The sequence below is a fragment of the Streptomyces sp. NPDC005898 genome (assembly GCF_040629635.1).
Classification (GTDB): domain Bacteria; phylum Actinomycetota; class Actinomycetes; order Streptomycetales; family Streptomycetaceae; genus Streptomyces.
This window is the reverse complement of the sequence record NZ_JBEXWC010000015.1, coordinates 20,341-41,285: the sequence shown is the minus strand read 5'-3', so window position 1 is coordinate 41,285 and position 20,945 is coordinate 20,341. Positions and strand designations below refer to the sequence as shown.

At 71.8% G+C, this 20,945-nt stretch carries 19 protein-coding genes; 5 read left to right on the top strand and 14 right to left on the bottom strand.

Features of this window, described 5'->3' with window-relative positions:
- Nucleotides 1-110: 110 nt before the first annotated feature.
- The 4 genes from ABZ385_RS20805 to argH form a co-directional block, all read right to left on the bottom strand.
- Nucleotides 111-1,655 carry an MFS transporter gene (locus ABZ385_RS20805; protein WP_358912539.1) on the bottom strand — a complete coding sequence of 515 codons (1,545 nt, stop codon included), beginning with the start codon at nt 1,653-1,655 and terminating at the stop codon, nt 111-113.
- Entirely contained in the window at nt 1,652-2,203 is a 552-nt protein-coding gene (locus tag ABZ385_RS20800; RefSeq protein ID WP_358912537.1) for a helix-turn-helix domain-containing protein, read from the bottom strand. The genes ABZ385_RS20805 and ABZ385_RS20800 overlap by 4 nt, the downstream gene beginning before the upstream one ends.
- A gap of 121 nt (nt 2,204-2,324) precedes the next feature.
- Nucleotides 2,325-3,299, bottom strand: coding sequence for an aldo/keto reductase (locus tag ABZ385_RS20795; protein ID WP_358912535.1), 975 nt, complete (start codon nt 3,297-3,299; stop codon nt 2,325-2,327).
- Between the two features lie 57 nt (nt 3,300-3,356).
- On the bottom strand, nt 3,357-4,787 hold the full coding sequence (gene argH / locus ABZ385_RS20790; RefSeq protein WP_358912533.1) for an argininosuccinate lyase: 1,431 nt from the start codon (nt 4,785-4,787) through the stop codon (nt 3,357-3,359).
- Nucleotides 4,788-4,967: 180 nt separating this feature from the next.
- On the opposite strand from argH, the gene ABZ385_RS20785 reads away from it, so the two are divergent.
- From ABZ385_RS20785 to ABZ385_RS20775, 3 genes are all read left to right on the top strand, one after another.
- Complete coding sequence (locus ABZ385_RS20785) at nt 4,968-5,555, top strand: pyridoxamine 5'-phosphate oxidase family protein (RefSeq protein ID WP_358577896.1); 588 nt, start codon at nt 4,968-4,970, stop codon at nt 5,553-5,555.
- Between the two features lie 3 nt (nt 5,556-5,558).
- Nucleotides 5,559-6,266, top strand: coding sequence for a L,D-transpeptidase family protein (locus ABZ385_RS20780; RefSeq protein WP_358912531.1), 708 nt, complete (start codon nt 5,559-5,561; stop codon nt 6,264-6,266).
- A 124-nt stretch (nt 6,267-6,390) separates the two neighbouring features.
- Complete coding sequence (locus tag ABZ385_RS20775; protein ID WP_358577968.1) at nt 6,391-7,410, top strand: bile acid:sodium symporter family protein; 1,020 nt, start codon at nt 6,391-6,393, stop codon at nt 7,408-7,410.
- A 7-nt stretch (nt 7,411-7,417) separates the two neighbouring features.
- Here ABZ385_RS20775 and ABZ385_RS20770 read toward each other — a convergent pair whose 3' ends face one another.
- The 10 genes from ABZ385_RS20770 to ABZ385_RS20725 all read right to left on the bottom strand — a co-directional run bounded on the left by ABZ385_RS20770 (nt 7,418) and on the right by ABZ385_RS20725 (nt 17,053).
- The gene (locus ABZ385_RS20770; RefSeq protein ID WP_358577893.1) at nt 7,418-7,960 is read right to left on the bottom strand and encodes an arginine repressor; all 543 of its coding nucleotides are present in this window, start codon (nt 7,958-7,960) and stop codon (nt 7,418-7,420) included.
- A gap of 7 nt (nt 7,961-7,967) precedes the next feature.
- The gene (locus tag ABZ385_RS20765; protein ID WP_358912529.1) at nt 7,968-9,173 is read right to left on the bottom strand and encodes an acetylornithine transaminase; all 1,206 of its coding nucleotides are present in this window, start codon (nt 9,171-9,173) and stop codon (nt 7,968-7,970) included.
- A complete protein-coding gene (argB, locus tag ABZ385_RS20760; RefSeq protein ID WP_358698266.1) occupies nt 9,170-10,123 on the bottom strand; it encodes an acetylglutamate kinase in 954 nt (317 codons plus the stop codon). Before argB ends, ABZ385_RS20765 begins: the two co-directional genes overlap by 4 nt.
- Complete coding sequence (argJ, locus tag ABZ385_RS20755; protein ID WP_358577884.1) at nt 10,120-11,271, bottom strand: bifunctional glutamate N-acetyltransferase/amino-acid acetyltransferase ArgJ; 1,152 nt, start codon at nt 11,269-11,271, stop codon at nt 10,120-10,122. Before argJ ends, argB begins: the two co-directional genes overlap by 4 nt.
- Nucleotides 11,268-12,296 (bottom strand): N-acetyl-gamma-glutamyl-phosphate reductase, encoded by a 1,029-nt coding sequence (argC, locus tag ABZ385_RS20750; RefSeq protein ID WP_358912527.1) that lies wholly within the window; start codon nt 12,294-12,296, stop codon nt 11,268-11,270. Before argC ends, argJ begins: the two co-directional genes overlap by 4 nt.
- Nucleotides 12,297-12,360: 64 nt before the next feature.
- Nucleotides 12,361-13,614: a wax ester/triacylglycerol synthase domain-containing protein gene (locus ABZ385_RS20745; protein WP_358912525.1), complete on the bottom strand. Its 1,254-nt coding sequence runs from the start codon at nt 13,612-13,614 to the stop codon at nt 12,361-12,363.
- 75 nt (nt 13,615-13,689) lie between these two features.
- Nucleotides 13,690-14,898: a beta-ketoacyl-[acyl-carrier-protein] synthase family protein gene (locus tag ABZ385_RS20740; protein WP_358577875.1), complete on the bottom strand. Its 1,209-nt coding sequence runs from the start codon at nt 14,896-14,898 to the stop codon at nt 13,690-13,692.
- Entirely contained in the window at nt 14,895-15,170 is a 276-nt protein-coding gene (locus ABZ385_RS20735) for a phosphopantetheine-binding protein (protein ID WP_358700307.1), read from the bottom strand. The genes ABZ385_RS20740 and ABZ385_RS20735 overlap by 4 nt, the downstream gene beginning before the upstream one ends.
- A gap of 267 nt (nt 15,171-15,437) precedes the next feature.
- Complete coding sequence (locus ABZ385_RS20730; protein ID WP_358577871.1) at nt 15,438-16,811, bottom strand: WS/DGAT domain-containing protein; 1,374 nt, start codon at nt 16,809-16,811, stop codon at nt 15,438-15,440.
- Nucleotides 16,799-17,053 (bottom strand): acyl carrier protein, encoded by a 255-nt coding sequence (locus tag ABZ385_RS20725; protein WP_358577869.1) that lies wholly within the window; start codon nt 17,051-17,053, stop codon nt 16,799-16,801. Before ABZ385_RS20725 ends, ABZ385_RS20730 begins: the two co-directional genes overlap by 13 nt.
- 296 nt (nt 17,054-17,349) lie before the next feature.
- Here ABZ385_RS20725 and ABZ385_RS20720 point away from each other — a divergent pair, with 296 nt between their 5' ends.
- Nucleotides 17,350-19,101 (top strand): recombinase family protein, encoded by a 1,752-nt coding sequence (locus ABZ385_RS20720; RefSeq protein WP_358577867.1) that lies wholly within the window; start codon nt 17,350-17,352, stop codon nt 19,099-19,101.
- A gap of 930 nt (nt 19,102-20,031) precedes the next feature.
- Complete coding sequence (locus ABZ385_RS20715) at nt 20,032-20,370, top strand: HNH endonuclease signature motif containing protein (RefSeq protein WP_358577864.1); 339 nt, start codon at nt 20,032-20,034, stop codon at nt 20,368-20,370.
- Nucleotides 20,371-20,945: the final 575 nt, after the last annotated feature.

Below are 20,945 nucleotides of genomic sequence, written 5' to 3'. Positions count from 1 at the left end.
CCCTGACCGGGTTTCCGTCGGCCCCCCGTGCGGGTTTCGTGTGGCTTGGCGCGTCGTTTCTCGTGCCCCTGGCGGGGCATTGTTCCTGGGCCCCCGCCCGGGGCGCGGGGCTAGTGAGGGGGTGCCGTGTCTTCCAGGGCTTGGCCCTTTAGGAGGAACCACGCCGCCGCTGCCGTGGCGAGCAGGACCGCCGCTCCTACGCCCGACGCCAGGCGCAGGCCGTCGACGAAGGCCGTCTGGGCGGAGGCCAGCAGCGCGTCCGCCTGGTGGGCCGGGAGGCCGTCGACCGATTCCACCGCGCCGCCCAGGGACTCGTGCGCCGCCGACGCCACCTCCGGCGGGGTCCCCTGGGGGGCCGTGAAGTCGCGGTAGACGCCCGTGACGACGGAGCCGAGCAGGGCGATGCCGAGCGCGGCGCCCAGTTCGTACGCCGTCTCGGAGACCGCGGAGGCCGCCCCCGCCTGTTCCTTGGGGACGCTGGAGAGGATGACGTCGGCGGTCACCGTGAACGAGAAGCCCGCCCCGATGCCGACCACCAGCAGCGAGGCCCCGAGCAGCGGGTAGCCGGTGTGCTGGCTGAGCCCGGTGAGTACGGCGAGCGAGAGCCCCACCGCCGCGAGCCCGCCCGCGACGACGACGCGGACGGAGAAGCGCCGCGCGACCACGCCCGCGATCAGCCCCGCCCCCACCGCGCCGACGGCGGCGGGCAGTTCGGCCAGGCCCGCTTCGAACGGCCGCCTGCCCTGGACCAGTTGCAGGAACTGGGAGAGGAAGAAGACCAGGCCGGACAGGCCGAGCACGGTCAGCAGGTCGGCGAGGACCGCCCCGGAGAAGCCGCGGTTGCGAAAGAGCCGCATGTCCAGGAGCGGCGCGGGCAGCGTCAGCTGACGGCGCACGAACCAGGTGAGCGCCCCCGCGCCCACGGCCGCGGCGGCTGCGACGTCCCAGCGCACGCCGTGGGCCGCGGCCTCCTTGATGGCGTACACGACGGCGATCATGCCGATGAGCGAGAGCACGACGCTGATCAGGTCCCAGGGCCCCGGCGCCGGGTTCTTCGACTCGGGCAGCAGTTTGATGCCGACGAGGACGAGGACGGCCATGACCGGCAGGTTGATCAGGAAGACCGAGCCCCACCAGAAGTGTTCGAGCAGGAAGCCGCCGACGACGGGGCCGACGGCCGCGCCCGCCGAGGCCATGGCGCCCCAGATGCCGACCGCGAGGCTGCGCTCGCGCGGGTCGTGGAAGATGTTCCGGATGAGCGCCAGCGTGGACGGCATCAGCGTGGCGCCGGCCACGCCGAGCAGCGCCCGGGCCAGGATCATCAGCTCGGGGCTCGTGGCGTAGGAGTTGAGCACGGAGACCGCGCCGAAGGCGACGGCGCCGGTGAGCAGCAGCTTCTTGCGGCCGATGCGGTCGCCGAGGCTGCCCATGGACACCAGCAGGCCGGCGATGACGAAGGAGTAGACGTCGCCGATCCACAGCAACTGGGTGCCGGACGGCTTGAGGTCCTCGCTGATGTACGGCGTCGCCAGGCCGAGCACGGTCGCGTCCACGGCGACCAGGAGCACGGCGAGGACGAGTACGGCGAGCGCGAGCCAGCGGCCGGGGCCGCGCTCCACGTCCGCCTCGGCGGTCCGCTGATGGGTGCTGGTCATGATTCCACTCTCCGCCGTGCGCCGCCGATCAGCAGCTCGGCGATCATGTACGAGAAGTCCTTGGCGGCGACCCGGCCGTCCAGGACGGCCCAGGCGCCGGAGCCGATCAGGCCGTAGAAGGCCTCCGTGAGCCAGACCGGCGTGAGGTCGATGCGGAGCTCGCCGTTCTCCTGCCCCCGCCGGAAGAGGGCGGCCAGCCGGGCGTCGATGCGGGACCAGCCCTCGTTCTGCGTGCCGCCCTCGAAGAGCTGGTTCTCCGTGTAGAGGAAGGCGAGGAGGCCGGCGGCGGGCTCGACCTCCGTCACCAGGCGCCGCAGCGCGTCCTCGGCGCTGCCGTCGTCGAGAGCCGCCCGGTCCAGGGCCGCCTCGCACTCCTGGAGCCCCAGCCCCTCCAGGGCGAGTACGAGTGCCTCCCGGCCCGCGAAGTGGCGGTGCAGGGTGGCCCTGCTGATGCCCGCCGCGCGGGCGACCTCGTCCATGGTGGAGGTTGACTTACGGGTGAGCAGGGCCGCGGCGCTGCGCAGAACCTGCTCGCGATCGACTGACATGAGACAAGACTAGCCCCACTGAGACGGCCTTGTCTCAGCGGCGCATCGCATCGGCGGTGTGCGACGGTCTCGCCTCACCGGCATACCATCGCCTCGCCGCACACCCCTCGGCGGCCGCCGTTCAGTGCCAGGGCAGCTCCCCGCGCCGCCCCCAGTACGCCCCCGGCTCCTCCACCAGCCCCGCCAGGCGTTCCAGGCGGCCGGGGTCCAGGTCGACCGCCGCCGCGTGCAGGTTGGACACGAGCTGCGCGGAGGTCGCCGCCCCCGACAGGACCACGCCCGCCCACGGTTCGCGCAGCACGGCGGCCAGTGCCACCGCGTCACACCCGTACCCCGTCTCCTCGGCGACCTCGCGCAGCGCGGCCGGCGCGTGCGGGGCGGCGAGGCGGCCGTTGGCCATGCCCTCCTTGACGATCACGGTGAGACCCGCGTCGTACGCCTCGGCGAGCGCGGGGCCCGCCGAGGTCTCCAGGAGGTTGTACGTCGCCTGCACGGTCCGGAACAGCGGCGCTCCGTCGACAGTCACGGCGAGGGCGGCGCGGATCGCGGCCGCCTGCTCCGGGCCGCTCACGGAGAGGCCGACGGTGACGCCCTCGGCGGCCAGGGCGGCGAGGCGGGCGTGGAGTTCCCGGTCGGTGAGCGCCGGGCTCCCGGGCGTGACCGAGTGGATCTGGTAGAGGTCGAGCCGGTCGCCGAGCAGCTCGGCGCTCTCGGCGCGCTGCCGGTCGTACGCGGCGGCGCCGTGGTCCTTGACCTCGTGCGGCCCCTCGGCGTCGGTGCGCCAGTCCGCCGTGTACGTGTAACCCCACTTGCTGCCGACGACGACGTCACGGACGTCGGGCCTGGCCCGCAGCCAGTCGGCGAGGAACTCCTCGGCGCGGCCGTAGGAGCGCGCCACGTCGACGTAGCGCACACCCGAGGCGTACGCGGCGTCGAGGAGTTCGAAGGCGCGCTCGCGCAGGGCGGCCACGCCGCGGGACGGCGGCAGGTCGGCCTCGCGGCCCAGCGTGATGTAGCCGGGCCTGCCGACCGCGGCGAGGCCGAGCCCCAGACGCGCGGTCGGGGTGGTGGCCTTGGCCAGCCGGGCGAAGGACATCGCGGGCTCCTCGTCGTAGGGGATCTTCCCGCCAACGTAACCCGCGACGCCCTCGGCTCACCCGCGGGCCGCCGCCCACTCCTCCTGGAGCGCCAGGTCCGCCTTGACCTCGGCGAGCTGGACGGCGACGGCCGAGGGGGCGGTGCCACCGCGGCCGTCGCGGGAGGCCAGGGCGCCGGGGACATCGAGGACCGTGCGCACCTCGGGGGTGAGGTGCGCGGAGATCTTGGCGAACTGCTCGTCGGTGAGTTCGTCCAGCTCCTTGCCGTCGGCCTCGGCGACCTTCACGCACTCGCCTGCGACCTCGTGCGCGACCCGGAACGGCACGCCCTGCCTGACCAGCCACTCGGCGATGTCGGTGGCGAGCGAGAAGCCGGCCGGGGCCAGCTCCTCCATCCGCTCGCGGTGGACGGTGAGGGTCGCCATCATGCCGGTGAACGCGGGCAGCAGGATTTCCAGCTGGTCGCAGGAGTCGAAGACCGGCTCCTTGTCCTCCTGGAGGTCGCGGTTGTAGGCGAGCGGCAGGGCCTTGAGGGTGGCCAGCAGGCCGGTCAGATTGCCGATCAGGCGGCCCGACTTGCCCCGCGCCAGCTCGGCGATGTCCGGGTTCTTCTTCTGCGGCATGATCGAGGAGCCGGTCGAGAACGCGTCGTGGAGGGTGACGAAGGAGAACTCCTTCGTGTTCCAGATGATGATCTCCTCCGCGACGCGGGAGAGGTTCACGCCGATCATCGCGGTGATGAAGGCGAACTCCGCGACGAAGTCACGCGAGGCCGTGCCGTCGATGGAGTTGCCCACGCTGCCGCGCTCGAAGCCGAGGTCCTCGGCGACCGCCTCCGGGTCGAGGCCGAGCGAGGACCCGGCGAGCGCGCCGGAACCGTACGGCGACACGGCCGTGCGCGCGTCCCACTGCCGCAGCCGCTCCGCGTCCCGGGACAGGGACTGCGCGTGGGCGAGGACGTGGTGGGCGAAGAGCACCGGCTGGGCGTGCTGGAGGTGCGTGCGGCCCGGCATGGCGACGTCCGGGTGCGCCTCGGCGAGGCCCACGAGCGCGCCCTGGAGGTCGGCGAGCAGGCCGCCGATGATCCGCGCGTGGTCGCGCAGGTACATCCGGAAGAGCGTCGCCACCTGGTCGTTGCGCGAGCGCCCGGCCCGCAGCTTGCCGCCGAGGTCGGGGCCGAGCCGTTCGAGCAGGCCGCGCTCCAGGGCGGTGTGGACGTCCTCGTCGGCGATGGTGCCGACGAACGAGCCGTCGGCGACGTCCCCTTCGAGTTGGTCGAGCCCGGCCAGCATGCGGGTCAGCTCGTCCTCGGTGAGCAGGCCCGCCTTGTGGAGCACGCGCGCGTGGGCACGGGAGCCGGCGATGTCGTACGGCGCCAGACGCCAGTCGAAGTGGACCGACGCGGACAACTTGGCCAGGGCCTCGGCGGGCCCGTCGGCGAACCGTCCGCCCCAGAGCCGGACGTCACCGCCGTTGTTGCTGCTCACTGCACGTGCTCCTCATGGCTCATGGCCGTCACTCACCGGGTCACTCTTCTTGATGCATGAGTATGCAGAACTCTGCATGATTCGTCAATCGTTGCCTCGCGGCACCTGGGGCGCGGCGCCGCCACATTCATCGGCAGATTCATTAGACAGGCAAAGGTTTTCGGAGAATAATCCTTAGCCATGGGAAAGACCTACGAACACATAGACGGCCGGTTCCGCGCCTTCATCGAGGCGCAGCCGATGTTCTTCACGGCGACCGCGCCCCTCTCCGGGGACGGCACGATCAACCTCTCCCCCAAGGGCCTCAAGGGCTCCTTCGCGGTCATCGACGAACAGACCGTCGCCTACCTCGACTTCGCCGGCAGCAACGCCGAGACCGTCGCGCACCTGCGCGAGAACGGCCGCATCACCCTCATGTGGTGCGCCTTCCAGGGCCCGCCCAACATCGCGCGGGTGCACGGCCGCGGCGAGCCGGTCTTCCGCGACGACCCGCGCTTCCAGGAGCTGCTCGCCCACTTCCCCGACATCGACCCCGCCCCGCACGGCCTGCGCGCCATCATCGTCGTGACGGCCGAACTGGTCCGGGACACCTGCGGCTACGCGGTGCCCTTCATGACGTACGACGAGGACCGCGACCTGCACAGCAGGCGCTTCGCACGGGAGGACGACGCCTCGCTGAGCGCCTACTTCACCAAGAAGGAGCACATCGCGCGGAGCATCGACGGCCTTCCCGGGCTGCCGCTCCCGCTGCCGCCCACTAGCGTCTGAGCCATGCGCCCCAGAGCTGCCGTCCTCGCCCGTGCCGCCCTTCTCGCCGCCCTCGGCACGCTCGGGGCGGCGCCCGGCTCGAACCCGCCGCTGCCGGAGCGGATGGCCGACACGGGCGGCGGCAGCCAGCTCATCACCGCGCAGGCGCCCCGCGCCGACTCCACCACCGGCACGCTCACCTGGTGGGACCGGCGTGGCGGGCGCTGGGTGCGGGCCGGCTCCGCGCCCGCCCGCTTCGGCGCGAACGGACTGGCGGCGGGCGCCTCGCGCCGTCAGGGCACGGACACCACCCCCACGGGGCTGTACGCGCTGCCGTACGCCTTCGGGCTCGCGCCACGGCCCCCCGGCACCCACTACCCCTACCGGCGCGTGACGAAGGAGTCCTGGTGGTGCCAGGACAACCGCTCGCAGTCCTACAACCGCTGGTCCGAACCGCTCGCCGCCGACTGCCGGGCCGCCGAGTCCGAACACCTCGTCACCTACGACCCGCAGTACCGGCACGCCCTCGTGATCGGCTTCAACTACGACCGTCCCGTGCGCGACCGGGGCGCCGGGATCTTCCTGCACGTCAACGGGCGCGGTGCGACGGCCGGCTGCGTGTCGGTCTCCGAGGAGGCGATGCGCGCGGTGCTGCGGTGGGTGAGGCCGGACGGGATGCCGCACATCGCGATCGGCACGACGTCGGGACCGACGGCTCTGGCACAGAACTGACGTCACGTCACCCCTTAGGGCATGGCGCGACCACCTGACGTACATGTAGCGACCACATACCGAGACGGGGTTGCGCGGGCGCCGGGCCGCGGCGTTGCATCACGCCGTGCGACCCGAACAGACCATCCCCAGTGACACCGGCCCCGCCGACGGCGAGGGCGGGAGCGGCGGCGACAGGGCGGCCCGCCGGGCCGTCACCGTCTTCCCCGTCCTCGTCCTGGCCGCGGGCGGCCTCGGCATCGCCGCGCCGGGCGCGTTCGAGGGCTGGGGGACGAACGTCCCGTACCTGCTGGGCGTGGTGATGTTCTGCATGGGGCTGACCATGACCCCGCTCGACTTCCGGGGCGTGGTCAAGCGGCCCTGGGCCGTGGCGCTCGGCCTCGTCGCGCACTACGTCATCATGCCGGGGCTCGGCTGGCTGATCGCCCACGCGCTCGGCCTGTCGCCGCAGTTGGCGGCCGGGGTGATCCTGGTGGGCTGCGCGCCGAGCGGCACCGCGTCCAACGTGGTGACCTATCTGGCGCGCGGCGACGTGGCGCTGTCGGTGTCCGTCGCCACCGTCTCGACGGTCCTCGCCCCGCTGGTCACACCGCCGCTGACCCTGCTGCTCGCGGGCGAGTACCTGCCCGTCGACGCGGGCTCGATGGTCACGGACATCCTCAAGACCGTCCTGCTGCCGGTCGTCGCCGGACTCGCCGTGCGACTGCTCCTCGGGCGGTACGTCGACCGGGTGCTCGGCGCGCTGCCGTGGCTGTCGGCGCTGACCGTCGCCGCGATCGTGGCGATCGTCGTCGCGGGCAGTGCCGCGGCCATCAAGTCGGCCGCGGCACTGGTGTTCCTCGCGGTGTTCCTGCACAACGGCCTGGGCCTCGCGCTCGGTTACGGCGCGGGCAAGCTGGCCCGCCTCGGCCCGCCGGCGTCCCGGGCGATGGCCTTCGAGGTCGGCATGCAGAACTCCGGCCTGGCCGCGTCCCTGGCGACGGCGCACTTCAGCCCGCTGGCCGCGCTGCCCTCGGCGGTCTTCTCCGTGTGGCACAACGTGTCGGGGGCGCTGGTGGCCGCCTGGATGGCGCGCTCCCAGAAGTCACCGGACGGCTCCCGGATTTCGCCGGACGGGCGGATATCAAGCCCGCCCGGCGACTGAGGACGAGTCACTCGTTCGAGGCCAGCCGCAGCAAGTGGTCCGCCAGCGCCTGGCCCCCCGCGGGCTCCCTGCTGATCAGCATCAACGTGTCGTCGCCCGCGATCGTCCCGAGGACGTCGTGCAGCTCGGCCTGGTCGATGGCCGAGGCGAGGAACTGGGCCGCGCCCGGCGGCGTACGGAGCACGACGAGGTTGGCCGAGGCCTCCGCGGAGATCAGCAGCTCCGCGGACAGGCGCCGCATCCGCTCTTCCTTGGCCGACTCCCCGAGCGGCGCGCGCGGGGTGCGGAAACCGCCCTCGCTCGGCACCGCGTAGATGAGGTCGCCCTCGGCGTCGCGGATCTTGACCGCGTTCAGCTCGTCCAGGTCCCGGGAGAGCGTCGCCTGCGTGACGGTCAGGCCGTCGTCGGCGAGCAGCTTCGCCAGCTGGCTCTGGGAGCGCACCGGTTGCCGGTTCAGGATGTCCACGATCCGGCGGTGGCGTGCGGTGCGGGTCTGCGGCACGGCGGGACCCGCGTGGTCGCCGTGCTCGTTGCCTTGCGCCTGGCTCATCGTCGTCTCATTCTCCGGATCGTCCGTCCCCGTCGGCCTCGGCGGCCTTGTCCAGTACGCCGGGCAGGGCCCGGAGGAACGTCTCCACCTCGTCGTCGCGCACGTTCAGCGGCGGCATCAGCCGTACGACATCGGGGGCGGGCGCGTTGACCAGGAAGCCGGCGTCCTGAGCCGCCTGCTGCGCCCGTGGCGCGAGCGGCTCGGTGAGCACGATACCCAGCAGCAGGCCCGAGCCCCTGACACGGGCCACGAGCGGGTGGCCGAGTGACTCGATCCCGTCGCGGATCCTGTCGCCCGCCCGCTTGGTGTTCTCCAGCAGTCCCTCGGCGGCGATGGTGTCGAGGACGGCGAGTCCGGCGGCGCAGGCGACCGGGTTGCCGCCGAACGTCGTGCCGTGGTGCCCGGGCCGAAACAGCTCGGCGGCGGCGCCGAACGCGACGGTCGCGCCGAGCGGCAGACCGCCGCCGAGACCCTTCGCGAGTGTGACGATGTCCGGTTCCACGTCCTCGTGCGCGAGGTGCTCGAACCAGTGGCCGGTGCGCCCGATCCCGGTCTGCACCTCGTCCAGGACGAGGAGGGTCCCGGTGGCCCGGGTGATCTCCCTGGCCGCCGTGAGGTAACCCGCGGGCGGCATGACGACGCCGTTCTCGCCCTGGATCGGCTCGATGATCACGAACGCCGTCTCGCTGGTCACGGCAGTACGCAGGGCTGCCACGTCGCCGTACGGGACATGGGTGACGTCACCGGGCAGGGGCAGGAACGGCTCCTGCTTGCCGGGCTGGCCGGTGAGGGCGAGCGCACCCATGGTGCGGCCGTGGAAGCCGCCGTCGGTGGCGACCATGTGCGGGCGGCCGGTCAGCCGGCCGAGCTTGAAGGCGCCCTCGTTGGCCTCGGCGCCGGAGTTGCAGAAGTACACGCGGCCTTCGCGGCCGAAGAGCTGGAGCAGCCGTTCGGCGAGCGCGACGGGCGGCTCGGCGACGAACAGGTTCGAGACGTGGCCGAGCGCGGCGATCTGGGCGCTCACGGCATCGACGACGGCCGGGTGGCCGTGGCCGAGGGCGTTGACCGCGATGCCGCCGACGAAGTCGAGGTACTCCTTGCCGTCGGCGTCCCACAGCCTGGTGCCCGCACCGCGCACGAGGGGCAGCCGCGGGGTGCCGTAGTTGTCCATGAGCGCGCCCTGCCAGCGCTCGGTCAGCTCCTGGTTGCTCATGACTCCCCCTCGGTGTCGTGTGGCGGCGTGGCGTGGGCCGGCGCGTCGGGCACGACCATGGTGCCGATGCCCTCGTCGGTGAAGATCTCCAGCAGGATCGAGTGCTGGACCCGGCCGTCGATGACGCGGGCCGTCTCGACGCCGTTGCGCACGGCGTGCAGGCAGCCCTCCATCTTCGGGACCATGCCGCTGGCCAGCTCGGGCAGGAGCTTCTCCAGCTCCCTGGCGGTGAGGCGGCTGATGACCTCGTCGGAGTTCGGCCAGTCCTCGTACAGGCCCTCGACGTCGGTCAGGACCATCAGGGTCTCGGCACCCAGCGCCGCAGCGAGTGCCGCAGCCGCCGTATCAGCATTGACGTTGTAGACATGGTGATCGTCCTGGGAACGGGCGATCGAGGAGACGACCGGGATGCGGCCGTCGGCGAGGAGCGCCTCGATGGCGCCCGTGTCGATCTCGGTGATCTCGCCGACCCGGCCGATGTCGACCAGTTCGCCCTCGATGCGGGGCTGATGCTTGGTGGCGGTGATGGTGTGCGCGTCCTCGCCGGTGAGGCCGACGGCGAGCGGGCCGTGCCGGTTGAGCAGCCCGACCAGCTCGCGCTGCACCTGCCCGGCGAGCACCATGCGTACGACGTCCATCGCGTCCTCGGTGGTGACCCGGAGGCCCGCCTTGAACTCACTGACGATGCCGTGCCGGTCGAGGGCCCTGCTGATCTGCGGTCCGCCGCCGTGCACGACGACGGGCCTGAGGCCCGCGTGGTGCAGGAAGACGACGTCCTGGGCGAAGGCCGCCTTCAGCTCGTCGTCGACCATGGCGTTGCCGCCGAACTTGATGACGACGGTCTTGCCGCGGTGCCGGGTCAGCCAGGGCAGGGCCTCGATGAGGATCTGCGCCTTGGGCAGCGCGGTGTGCTTGCGGGCGGTGGGCTGGCCGCCGGCTTCCTTGCTCATGAGGAGTACGCGCTGTTCTCGTGGACGTAGTCGGCGGTGAGGTCGTTCGTCCAGATCGTGGCGCTCGCCCCGCCCGCGGCGAGGTCGGCGGTGACGACGATCTCCCGGTAGCGCATGTCGACCAGGTCGCGGTCCTCGCCGACGGATCCGTTCCTGCAGACCCAGACGCCGTTGATGGCGACGTTCAGCTCGTTCGGGTCGAAGGCGGCGGACGTCGTGCCGATCGCGGAGAGCACCCGGCCCCAGTTGGGGTCCTCGCCGTGCAGGGCGCACTTGAGGAGGTTGTTGCGGGCGATGGACCGGCCGACCTCGACGGCGTCGGCCTCGCTCGCCGCGTTCACGACCTCGACCTTGATGTCCTTGCTGGCGCCCTCGGCGTCGCCGATGAGCTGGCGCCCCAGGTCGTCGCAGACCTCGCGGACGGCCTCGGCGAACTCGGCGTACTCCGGGGTGACCTCGGCCGCACCGGAGGCGAGCAGGAGCACGGTGTCGTTGGTGGACATGCAGCCGTCGGAGTCGACCCGGTCGAAGGTGAGCCGGGTGGCGTCGCGCAGCGCCCGGTCCAGGGCGTCGGCCGCCAGGTCGGCGTCCGTGGTCAGCACGACCAGCATCGTGGCGAGGCCGGGGGCGAGCATGCCCGCGCCCTTGGCCATGCCGCCGACGGTCCAGCCGTCCCTGGTGACGACGGACGTCTTGTGGACGCTGTCGGTGGTCTTGATGGCGATGGCGGCCTTCTCGCCGCCGTGCGCGGACAGTTCACCGGCCGCCTTCTCGACGCCGGGCAGCAGCTTGTCCATCGGCAGGGTGACGCCGATGAGCCCCGTCGAGGCGACCGCGACCTCGCCCGCGTTCAGGGAGAGCACCTCGGCGGCCTTCTCGGCGGTGGCGTGGGTGTCCTGAAAGCCCCGGGGGCCCGTACAGGCGTTGGCGCCACCGGAGTTGAGGACGACGGCGGAGACGAGACCGCCCTTGAGGACCTGCTCCGACCACAGGACGGGCGCGGCCTTGACCCGGTTGGAGGTGAAGACGCCGGCGGCCGCCAGGCGGGGCCCGGTGTTGACCACGAGGGCCAGGTCCGGGTTGCCGTTCTCCTTGATTCCGGCGGCGATGCCCGCGGCCGTGAATCCCTTGGCTGCCGTCACACTCACGGCGCGACTCCGATCGTAGTGAGCCCGGTGGCCTCGTCGAGGCCGAGGGCGATGTTCATGCTCTGCAGGGCGCCGCCGGCGGTGCCCTTGGTGAGGTTGTCGATGGCGCTGATCACGATCACGCGGCCCGCCGCCTCGTCGTACGCGACCTGGACCTGTACGGCGTTCGAGCCGTACACGGCGGCGGTCGCGGGCCACTGCCCCGCGGGGAGCAGGTGGACGAACGGCTCGTCGGCGAAGGCCTTCTCGTAGGCGGCCCGCACCGACTCGGCGCCGACGCCCGCCCTCGCCTTCGCGCTGCACGTGGCGAGGATGCCGCGGGGCATCGGGGCCAGGGTCGGCGTGAAGGAGACGGAGACGGGGGTGCCCGCCGCGGCGGAGAGGTTCTGGATCATCTCGGGCGTGTGCCGGTGGGCGCCGCCGACCCCGTAGGGCGACATGCTCCCCATGACCTCGGAGCCGAGCAGGTGCGGCTTGGCCGCCTTGCCCGCGCCGGAGGTGCCGGACGCGGCGACGATCACCGCTTCGGGTTCGACGAGGTCGGCCGCGTACGCGGGGAAGAGCGCGAGGGAGACGGCGGTGGGATAGCAGCCGGGTACGGCGATGCGCCGGGCACCCGCCAGCGCGGCCCGCGCGCCGGGCAGCTCGGGCAGCCCGTACGGCCAGGTGCCGGCGTGCGAAGTGCCGTAGAACTTCTCCCAGTCCCCCGCGTCCTTCAGCCTGAAGTCGGCGCCCATGTCCACGACGAGGACGTCGGGGCCGAGCTGCTCGGCGACGGCGGCGGACTGCCCGTGGGGCAGCGCGAGGAACACGACGTCATGCCCGGCCAGCACGTCGGCGGTGGTCGGCTCCAGGACGCGGTCGGCGAGCGGGAGCAGATGCGGCTGGAGCCCGCCCAGGCGCTGCCCCGCGTTCGCGTGCCCGGTCAGGGCACCGATCTCCATCTCGGGGTGGGCGAGCAGCAGGCGCAGCAATTCGCCGCCCGCATACCCGCTCGCCCCTGCCACTGCTGCGCGTACCGCCATGGAACCCTCCTCCTGGATGGCATGACTATACGCAGAGCCGCACTTTTATGCAATCGCCGACCCTTTATGCGATCGGCTGCCGGGCTCCTTCGAACGCCATCGCCGTGAGCTCCTTCGCCACCGTGTCGGCGATGAGCCGGGAGTCCGCCGGGCGCAGGTGGCTCACGACGGTGAGGAGGTAGGTGTCGCCGTGCTGGGCGAGGCCGAGGTTCGCGGTGCCGGGCGGGGAGAGGGCGGGCAGGGTGACGATGCCGTTCAGGCGGCGGCCGTGCAGGCGGCTGGGGCCGTCCCGCCATTTGAACGCCGTGCACACCGCGGTGGTCACCTCCGGCCGGGCGATGCGCCGGGCCAGGGTCGCGGTCAGCCAGGGCGCGACCCGGGTGACGCCCTCCAGGATCGGCAGGACCACGTGGTGCGCCCGGGACCGCTCCTGGAGTGCGGCCAGCAGGTGCTGGCACGCGTGCAGGCGGCCGGCCGGGGTGTCGGCGCCCAGGGGCAGGGGGACGCGGATGGCGGTGATGAGGTTGCCGAGGTCGTCCGTCTCGTGCCGGGCGCGCAGGTCCATCGGCACCGTCGCGAAGAGCGCTGTGTCGCCGTCGGCCGGGGACGCGAGGGCGTCGTAGCAGGTGGGAAGGGCCCCGGCGAAGGCGCCGAGGAGCAGTTCGTTGAGTGTCGCGCCCCGCCCCGTGGAGGGCCGGCGGCGCGCGGAGCGCATCACGTCGGGGTCGAGCCGGGCGACGGCGACGGACGCCTGGGGCTCGCCGGGCGCCAGCGGCAGGTGCCGACCGCGGGCGTTGCTGTCGCGCCACTCCTTGAGCAGGGTGGCGGCCGGGACGCGGGGGCGCTCTCGCGGTGGCGTCGCCAGAGGCGCCGGGGGCCGCGTTCTGAGGTCGTCCATGAGCAGGCGGAGCAGGGTGAGGAGGGAGCTGCCGTCCAGGAGTGCGTGGTGGGCGAGCAGCAGCAGGGGCTGTTCGCCGCTCGGCGTGGGCTCGGGGACCAGTAGGTGCCACAGCGGCCGGTCGGTCGGCAGGCGCCGGGTGACCGACGCCGTCAGGAGCGGCTCCAGCTCCTGGGCGCAGGCGGTGACGTGTGCGGCGGCGTCGAACGGCGCCGGGGCCGACCAGCGGTGGCCCAGCAGCGCCGCGGTCCGCGACGGCTCGGGGAGCCGGCTCATCCGCTCCAGCGCGCCCCACCGTTCGCCGACGCGGGCGCGGAGTTCGGCCAGGTCGAAAGGGTCACCTGTGAACAGCACGGCCGCGCCGATCGTCTCGGGCAGTCCATTGCACAGGAAGCCTTCCTCCAATGCGGTCAGCCTCATGGGTGCGCCCCTTTCCGGTTGGTCGGCACAGTCCTCTTGGTCGGCACGGTCCTCGGCCTCGGTCCGCCCGCCGGGTCAGGGCCGGGGGGTGTCGAGGACGACGCAGGCGTTGTGGCCCCCGAAGGCGAAGCTGTTGCTGATGGCCGGCCCAGCGGGCACCTTGCGCGGCCCTGCGGTGATGAGGTCCAGGTCGCACAGGGGGTCGAGGCGGGTGAGGTTCGCGGTCGGCGGCACGAGTCCCTCGTACAGCGACAGAGCGGTGATCACGGCTTCCAGGGCTCCCGCCGCCCCGATGGCGTGCCCGGTGACGGACTTGCAGGCGGTCACCGGGACGGCGGCGGGCCCGAAGAGGTCGGAGAGGGCGCGGGCTTCGGCCAGGTCGTTCAGCGGGGTGCCGGTGCCGTGCGCGTTGACGTGGGTGATGGCGTCGGCGGGGGTGCCGGCGTCGGCGAGCGCCTGCTCCATGCAGGCCCGGGCGCCGACGCCTTCGGGCTGCGGCGCCGTGAGGTGATGGGCGTCGGAGGTGCAGGCGTATCCGGTGAGGGTGGCGTAGACCCGCGCGCCGCGGCGGCGGGCGTCGTCCAGCCGTTCGAGCACCAGGAAGGCCGCCGCCTCCGCGAGGAGGAACCCCTGGCGTCCGGCGTCGAACGGCCGTGCGGCGCGGGTGGCGTCGTCGCACTCGGTGACCAGGGCACCGGAGCGGCCGAAGGACAGCGCGGTCGTCGCGGTCATCGGGCTCTCGTGGCCGCCGGCCACGACGACATCGGCGCGCCCGGTCCGGATCAGCTGCATGGCCTCGCCCACCGCGTGGGTGCCGGAGGCGCATGCCGTGGAGAGGGTCAGGGTGGGGCCGGTGACGCCGAGCTTGTCGCTGAGCCAGTACGCGCCGGCGTTGTGCATGTGCCGGGGTGTGTACAGCACGTCGGGCTGCCCGACGCCCCGCTCCTGGCTGATCATTCCGCCGTAGGCGGTGCCGGTGACGACGGCCCTGCGGCCCGCCGGCGGGCGCAGCCCCCCGGCGTCGGCGACCGCGTCCGTGGCGGCGCACACCGCCAACTGCACGGATCGGTCCGTCCGCCGCACCTCTTTCACGCTCAGGTAGCCCTCGGGCGTGAACGCGGGCATGGGGCACGCGGGGCGCACGACGGTGCCCTCGTCGTCGAAGGCGTGCATCGTGGCCGCGGAACGGGAGTTGAGGAGGTTCTCCCACAGTTCGCCGACGGTCGCCCCTGCTCCGCAGCGGACCCCGAGGCCGGTGATCGCGACAGTGTCCTTGGGAGTCATGCAGTGACCACGCCCGGGGCGGCGACGGTGCGCAGCCGCGCGATGAGGTCGGCCACGTCACCGACGGTGCTGACGGCGGCGGGGTCGGTGCCCTTGAAGGACACGCCGAAGTGTTCCTCCGAGGCGGCCTGGAGTTCGGTGATGTCCAGACTGTCGGCTCCGAGGTCGGCCACGAGCAGGGCTTGCGGTACGACGTCCTGCGCCGGCACGGACATGATGCTCGCGCACAGGGTGCGCAACTCGTCCCAGAGGTCTAGCCGTTCTGTGTCCACGGTGCCTTTCCCTTGTCCTCGTGCCGTCCGGTGTGCCGGTGCGGCGTCGCCCGCGTCGCGGTGGCCATGCCCGGCACTCCGTACGCGTGTCGGCACGTCGTCCTCGTGACGGCGAGCGCGCGGGCGTTACGGTTCCGCGCCGCCGGGCCGACGGGCGGCCGACGCTTGAGACCGGCGCCGGGAAGGCCGACGCGGGCGCCCGGTGCCGGTGCTCACGGTCACAGAAGGGAACGAGTTACGGGGCGGCGGGTTACGAAGGGCGGGCGATCACCGTGCCGCGAGGGTGAGTTGGGGATCATGGTTCCCGAGGGCCGTCAGCTCGCGCCCGAACGCGTCGGCGAGGTTCTGCGCGTGACCGGCGGGGGTGTGGCCCACCACGCAGAGGGTGAAGGTGCGCGCGAGGTCCACGAGCGCGAGGGTGACCGTCCCCGGGATCGGCACCTGCGGCAGCGGGATCACCCTCGTCAGCGGCGCGCCGTCCAGGGACCGGGCGCCGCGCGGCCACTTGATGGCGATGCAGGTCACGGGGGCGTAACGGGGTCTCCTGGACTCCATGACGAGCAGGCGCAGCGCCCAGGGGCCGAGCGCGGAGGCGGCGCCGATCAAGCGGGTGGCGGTACTCGCGCCGTACACCGGTCCCGAACCGGAGAGCGTGGCGCGGCAGGCTCTCAGCCGCTCCCGTGGGCCGTCGGCCGCCACGGGCAGCGGGAGCCGCACCACCGAGACGATGTTGCCCAGTTCCTCGCTCCGCTCCGGGGTGCGCAGGTCCACGGAGAAGATGCCGAAGAGCGGGCGGGACGGTCCGGGCCAGGTGTCCGGCGCACCGTGGACGGCGCGCAGGGCGCCCGCGGAGCAGGCCAGCAGCACCTCGTTGAGGGTCGCCCCGAGCCCCGGCAGGGCGCGGCGGGCCGCTCGAACGGCGTCCGCGTCGAGATCCACCCAGGCGAGGTCCCGTTGCGCGCGGGGCGGACCGGCGTCGAGCGGCAGGGCGCGCCCGGGTCGCACGCTGTCCAGGACGCGGCCGGTGCGCTTGGCCCACCGGGCGGGCGCCTCGCGGACGGGCCCGGCGGCCTGGGGCGTACGGACGGACCGCGCGCCGGCGTACGCGCCGTCGCGGCCGGTGGCGCCGTCCAGGAGTCCGCTCAGCAGGCGCTCCAAGGAGCGGCCGTCCATGAGGGAGTGGTGGGTGGTCAGGACGAGCGCGAACGCCTCCCGGGGGGCGTGCTCGCGCCCCGCGTGGACCAGGTGCAGGCGCCAGGGCGGCAATCCGTGGGGCACCGGCTCGGCGACCAGGCGGCCGAGCAGGTCGGTGAACGCCGTGCCGTCCGCGTCCGCGTGCGGGACCTCGACGCGTGTCTCGACGACCTGGGCGCGGACGTCGAACGCGGCGGCCGGTGACCAGCGGTGACGGCGCGTCCAGGTGGGAGGCGGTGGCCGCAGCAGCGTCCGGGACAGCAGGGGGGTGCCGCCCCAGCGGTCGGCCACCCGGTCGCGCAGCTCATCGAGACGCGGCGGCCTTCCCTCGAACAGCAGGGCCATTCCGATGGGGGGCTCGGGGAGCGCGCCGTTCCCGCAGAGAAGTTCCTCGACGGGCGTCAGGACGGTGCCGCCGACGGGGCCGGGGCACTTCACGCTTCGCATGAGGCGTTGGCCTCGCGGGAGGCGTCGATGACGGCGGCGATCTGGCTCAGCGTCGTGTCCAGGGTGACCTGGTCGTCGCTGAACCTCAGGCCGGTCCGGTTCTCCAGGGCGACGGCGAACTCGACCTGTGCGAGCGAGTCCAGGTCCACGTCCTCCATCGTGGTGTGCGGTGTCAAGTCCCGCGCCACACAGTCGAATTGGCCGGACAGAACTTCCACGACAATGCTGTATCCCGTGCTCACTGCTGTCTCCTCGCGAGGTCACTCGAACCGGCTGCTGCCACCGGCTGTAACTCTCGATCCTCGCGACAGGGCCCGGGAATGACCGAACACAGGCGAACAATTCACCCGGACGAGGGGCCTGGGCGTCACCCTGACCCGTCGCCGTCCTCCATCACTCGACGGCGAGCACGCAGAACTCATGCCCCTCGGGGTCTCCCAACACTCCGGTCTAGCGGTTCTGGAGTGCGGTCATGGTCGCGTCGGTCCTGGTCAGGGAGCACAGCAGCACGGGGAACCCCTCGGTCCCTACGGGGGGCATGCCCATACCCCAAAATCCCCTCGCGGGCACGGTCTACACCGAGACCCTTCGGGGTGTGCGGTGCGTGCGCCTGTCCGTGCTCACCGACGAGACCACCAGCCCGGAGCGGCAGCGCGAGGCCGACGACAAAGTTGCGGCAGAACTCAACATCGACTTTGGGTCCGGTGACACGCTCCGCGAGGCCGTAGACCTTGACGTGTCGGCGAGCAAGATTGCCCCGTTCGACCGTCCCGCCCTCGGACAGTGGCTCGCGCGCCCCGAGCAATACGACGTGCTTGTCTGGTGGCGCTTTGACCGTGCCATCCGGTCTATGAGCGACATGCACGACCTTGCGAAGTGGGCGAAGCAGTACCGAAAGATGTTGGTCTTTGCCGAGGGCATCGGCGGGGGCAAGCTCGTTTTCGACTTCCGCAATCCGATGGACCCCACGTCGGAACTCATGATGATGATGCTTGCCTTTGCGGCACAGGTGGAGGCGCAGAGCATCACGGACCGCGTTACCGGCGCCATGGCTGCCATCCGGAAAATGCCGCTGCGGTGGGGTGGCGGTCGTCCGACGTACGGCTATATGCCCGCCCCGATGCCCAAGGAACACGGCGGTATCGGCTGCACCCTCGTCCCCGACCCGGACGCCGTTGTGATCATTGAACGGATCGTCCGTGAGCTGTTGGAGGGGGCGACCGTTTCGGCTATCGCAGTCGGGCTCAACGCTGACGGCATCCCGAGCCCGCGTGATCACTGGGCCGTGAAGATGGAGCGACAGAAGGGCGGAAAAACCGGCGGGGTCAAGGGGTCGTACGTCGTGTGTGACGTGTTCAAGTGGAAACCCACTGTTATCTCCCGGATGCTCCGCAACCCGACGTTGCTCGGTTGGAAGATGCACAAGGGCCACCCCGTACGCGACGCCGCGGGCGACCCGATCATGAGCACCGAGACGCCGATTATGACGCGCGAGGAGTTCGACCGCATCGGCGCGTTGCTCGACTCCCGCAGCATCGACAACCCGGAACGCAAGGACACGGACTCACTGCTGTTGCGCGTGATCCACTGCGACTCTTGCGGAGGCCGGATGTACCTGTCCAAGCCCACCAAGAACAGCGCGTCCGTGAACTCGTTCTACAAGTGCAACAGCTACACGCGGGGCGAATTGTGCGCGCTGCCCGCGAGCATCCGGGCGTCATGGGTGGACGAGCACGTTGAAGCCGAATTCCTGCGCGTGGTCGGCACGATCCAGACGACTCACGTGGTCGAGACTCCGGGGTACGACCCCGAGCCCGAGTTGCGCGCGACCGTGGCGGAGTTCGAGGAGCACCAGCGGCAGGAAGGGCGCCAGAAGTCCAAGCACGCCGCGCGGGCGTGGCAGGAACGGGCGGACGCGCTCGACAACCGCATAGCCACGCTGGAGGCAGCCGAAAAGGTCGAGCCGCGAAGGGTCGTCACCCCGACCGGCCGCACGTTCGCGGACGAGTGGGCCGAGAAGGACACCGCGGGCCGGCGAGCCATGCTGGTTGAAGCGGGCGTGCGGCTGGACGTGCGGCGCGGTGTGCGTGGCGGTTGGCGGAAGCTCGACGTGAGGCGCGTCACGTTCACTATGTCCGGTGAGCTGGACCCCGCCACGGAAGCCCTCGCGGGTGTCGCGTCCGCCCTTGAGTCGGCGGCACGTGGGGACGAGCCCACCCCAGGCGCGAGTGTGCGCTTGGTCGAGCCCGCGACGGCCGCCGAGCCCGCCCGCGAACTGGTGGCCGCGTAGCACCCCTGTGCAGCCCTCAAACAAACCCGGACTGGTCCCCGCGACCGCCGGGGCTGTTTCACGTCGTGCTACCCCTCGGCGGTACGCTGCCGCACGCGGCTAGTTCACCCAGGTTGTATGCGGTGCAGTACACCTAGCCGCGCAGTGCCCCGGTAGGTCCCCGTGGACTCGCCGGGGCTTTCTGCTGTCCGCCCTCGGGCGTGCGGGCCCTCGCCGACTGCCCCCCGGGCCGAGCGGCCCAACAGCGAGGCAGAAAGGTGTTGAGGGTGTCGAACTTCGACACTTTTTGAGGTAGCCAAGAAAAACCAAGAGAGAAGAGAAAACGGGGTCTCCGTCGGCACCCCAACACCCCTCGGCCCCTCGGCCCCTCGGGAAACCTTCGGTCCCTACTAGTGGGGCACCAGGGAGAGACCGAGAGCCCGACCGCCTACCGCACGATGCGGGCAGGGCGCGGGAAACCTTCGGTCCCTACTACTGGGGCAAGAGAGAGCGCAGGAATACCGCGCACCCACCCCGAGGGGGAAACCGGCGGTCCGAGTACCGGCGCTCTCTCACCAGCGTTGCCCGCGCACCACGCACCCGCGAGGGTGGCCGCAGGGGTCATGAGGCAACGCGCGGGGACCGCACCGCCCACCAGTAACCGCCCCTCGCGGGCGCTGAACAGGGTTGCAAGTTCGTGCGGTCCCCACGTCGTCCCCGACTCGTCCACGAGCGCCAGGACGACGACCAAGCCCGCTGACCCAACGGCAGAGGTGCGCGGTACCGGCCCCCTCGGGGAGATCCGTACGCAATCCGCAGAGTTCCCCGGTTCAAGTCCGGGGGCGGGCACGACGACGAGCGACCAGATGCCCAACAACACGCTGCCCATGGGGACCGGCATGTTGCCCATCCGGTCGCCCACCCATCCAACACGACCACAGGGGGCCGCACATGCGCTGTATCGACTGCACCGAGCCCGCCACGCACCGCGGGCGCTGCAACGCTCACCACGGGGCGTACGAGGGTCGTCCGAACGTCCGCTCGCGGCGGGCACGGGGACGACGACGGGCGAACCGCCGGGACGCTGCGGCTCGGCTCCGCCGGCGAGTGCAGGAACGGGGCAAGGCTTGGTGCGACTGGTGCTTGGGCGACTTCCCCGCGGACGGGGTGGACGTGGACCACGTGCGGCCCCTCGCCCTCGGTGGTGAGGACGTGGACAGCAACGTTCAAGTGCTGTGCCACGGATGCCATGGGCTCAAGACCCGTGCGGAGTTGAGGCGGTCAGCGTGAGAACGCTTCCCATCCTTGGGGGCCCTCATCACTCCCCCGCCAACGGGCGAGTACTTGTGTCAGCCCTTGCACCAGGTCCCGCGCGTCATCTTCCGTCAGGTACAGGCTGGACGGCTTTCCGTCCTCGCTGTGCCCCTCAAGGCGGATCGTGTGCCACGGGGTGTAACCGATGTGGGTCAGGTTCCGGGCGGGTTTTTCGGGCTTAGGGCTCATGACCCGAGAACTACCCAACCGCGTGGGAAGCGACCCGCCTAACCCTCGCCCCTTCCGAATGGTGCCGCTCACCGTGCCGTGAGCCACGCTACGAGCCCGCTTCCAGTAGCCGTGCCGAGAGCTGCCACCAGCCATCCGGGTACGCGCTGGACAGTCAAATGCACTCCGCCGCAACGGAGTTCGAACACAGGTGAAGCGGTCTCGTCAGATGCCATGTACCTAGCGGACCACATGTGAACCCCGCTTGCCTATCACGCAAAAAAGCGCACATTCGCGTCTCTCTGAAGCTATGCCCCCATGCCGTAAAAGGAGGTGCCCTCGGTGCCCCGTAAGCCCCGCCCTCCGTGCTCTGTTCCCGGGTG

Excerpts from the sequence above, each read along its gene's own strand:
- ABZ385_RS20770 (WP_358577893.1), bottom strand. The coding sequence starts at position 7,960 with ATGAGCCAGGCGCAAGGCAACGAGCACGGCGACCACGCGGGTCCCGCC.
- ABZ385_RS20800 (WP_358912537.1), bottom strand. The coding sequence starts at position 2,203 with ATGTCAGTCGATCGCGAGCAGGTTCTGCGCAGCGCCGCGGCCCTGCTC.
- ABZ385_RS20715 (WP_358577864.1), top strand. The coding sequence starts at position 20,032 with ATGCGCTGTATCGACTGCACCGAGCCCGCCACGCACCGCGGGCGCTGC.
- argC (WP_358912527.1), bottom strand. The coding sequence starts at position 12,296 with ATGGCGGTACGCGCAGCAGTGGCAGGGGCGAGCGGGTATGCGGGCGGC.
- ABZ385_RS20780 (WP_358912531.1), top strand. The coding sequence starts at position 5,559 with ATGCGCCCCAGAGCTGCCGTCCTCGCCCGTGCCGCCCTTCTCGCCGCC.
- ABZ385_RS20730 (WP_358577871.1), bottom strand. The coding sequence starts at position 16,811 with ATGCGAAGCGTGAAGTGCCCCGGCCCCGTCGGCGGCACCGTCCTGACG.
- ABZ385_RS20785 (WP_358577896.1), top strand. The coding sequence starts at position 4,968 with ATGGGAAAGACCTACGAACACATAGACGGCCGGTTCCGCGCCTTCATC.
- ABZ385_RS20745 (WP_358912525.1), bottom strand. The coding sequence starts at position 13,614 with ATGAGGCTGACCGCATTGGAGGAAGGCTTCCTGTGCAATGGACTGCCC.
- ABZ385_RS20805 (WP_358912539.1), bottom strand. The coding sequence starts at position 1,655 with ATGACCAGCACCCATCAGCGGACCGCCGAGGCGGACGTGGAGCGCGGC.
- ABZ385_RS20740 (WP_358577875.1), bottom strand. The coding sequence starts at position 14,898 with ATGACTCCCAAGGACACTGTCGCGATCACCGGCCTCGGGGTCCGCTGC.
- ABZ385_RS20765 (WP_358912529.1), bottom strand. The coding sequence starts at position 9,173 with ATGAGCAACCAGGAGCTGACCGAGCGCTGGCAGGGCGCGCTCATGGAC.
- ABZ385_RS20720 (WP_358577867.1), top strand. The coding sequence starts at position 17,350 with ATGCCCATACCCCAAAATCCCCTCGCGGGCACGGTCTACACCGAGACC.
- argB (WP_358698266.1), bottom strand. The coding sequence starts at position 10,123 with ATGAGCAAGGAAGCCGGCGGCCAGCCCACCGCCCGCAAGCACACCGCG.
- ABZ385_RS20795 (WP_358912535.1), bottom strand. The coding sequence starts at position 3,299 with ATGTCCTTCGCCCGGCTGGCCAAGGCCACCACCCCGACCGCGCGTCTG.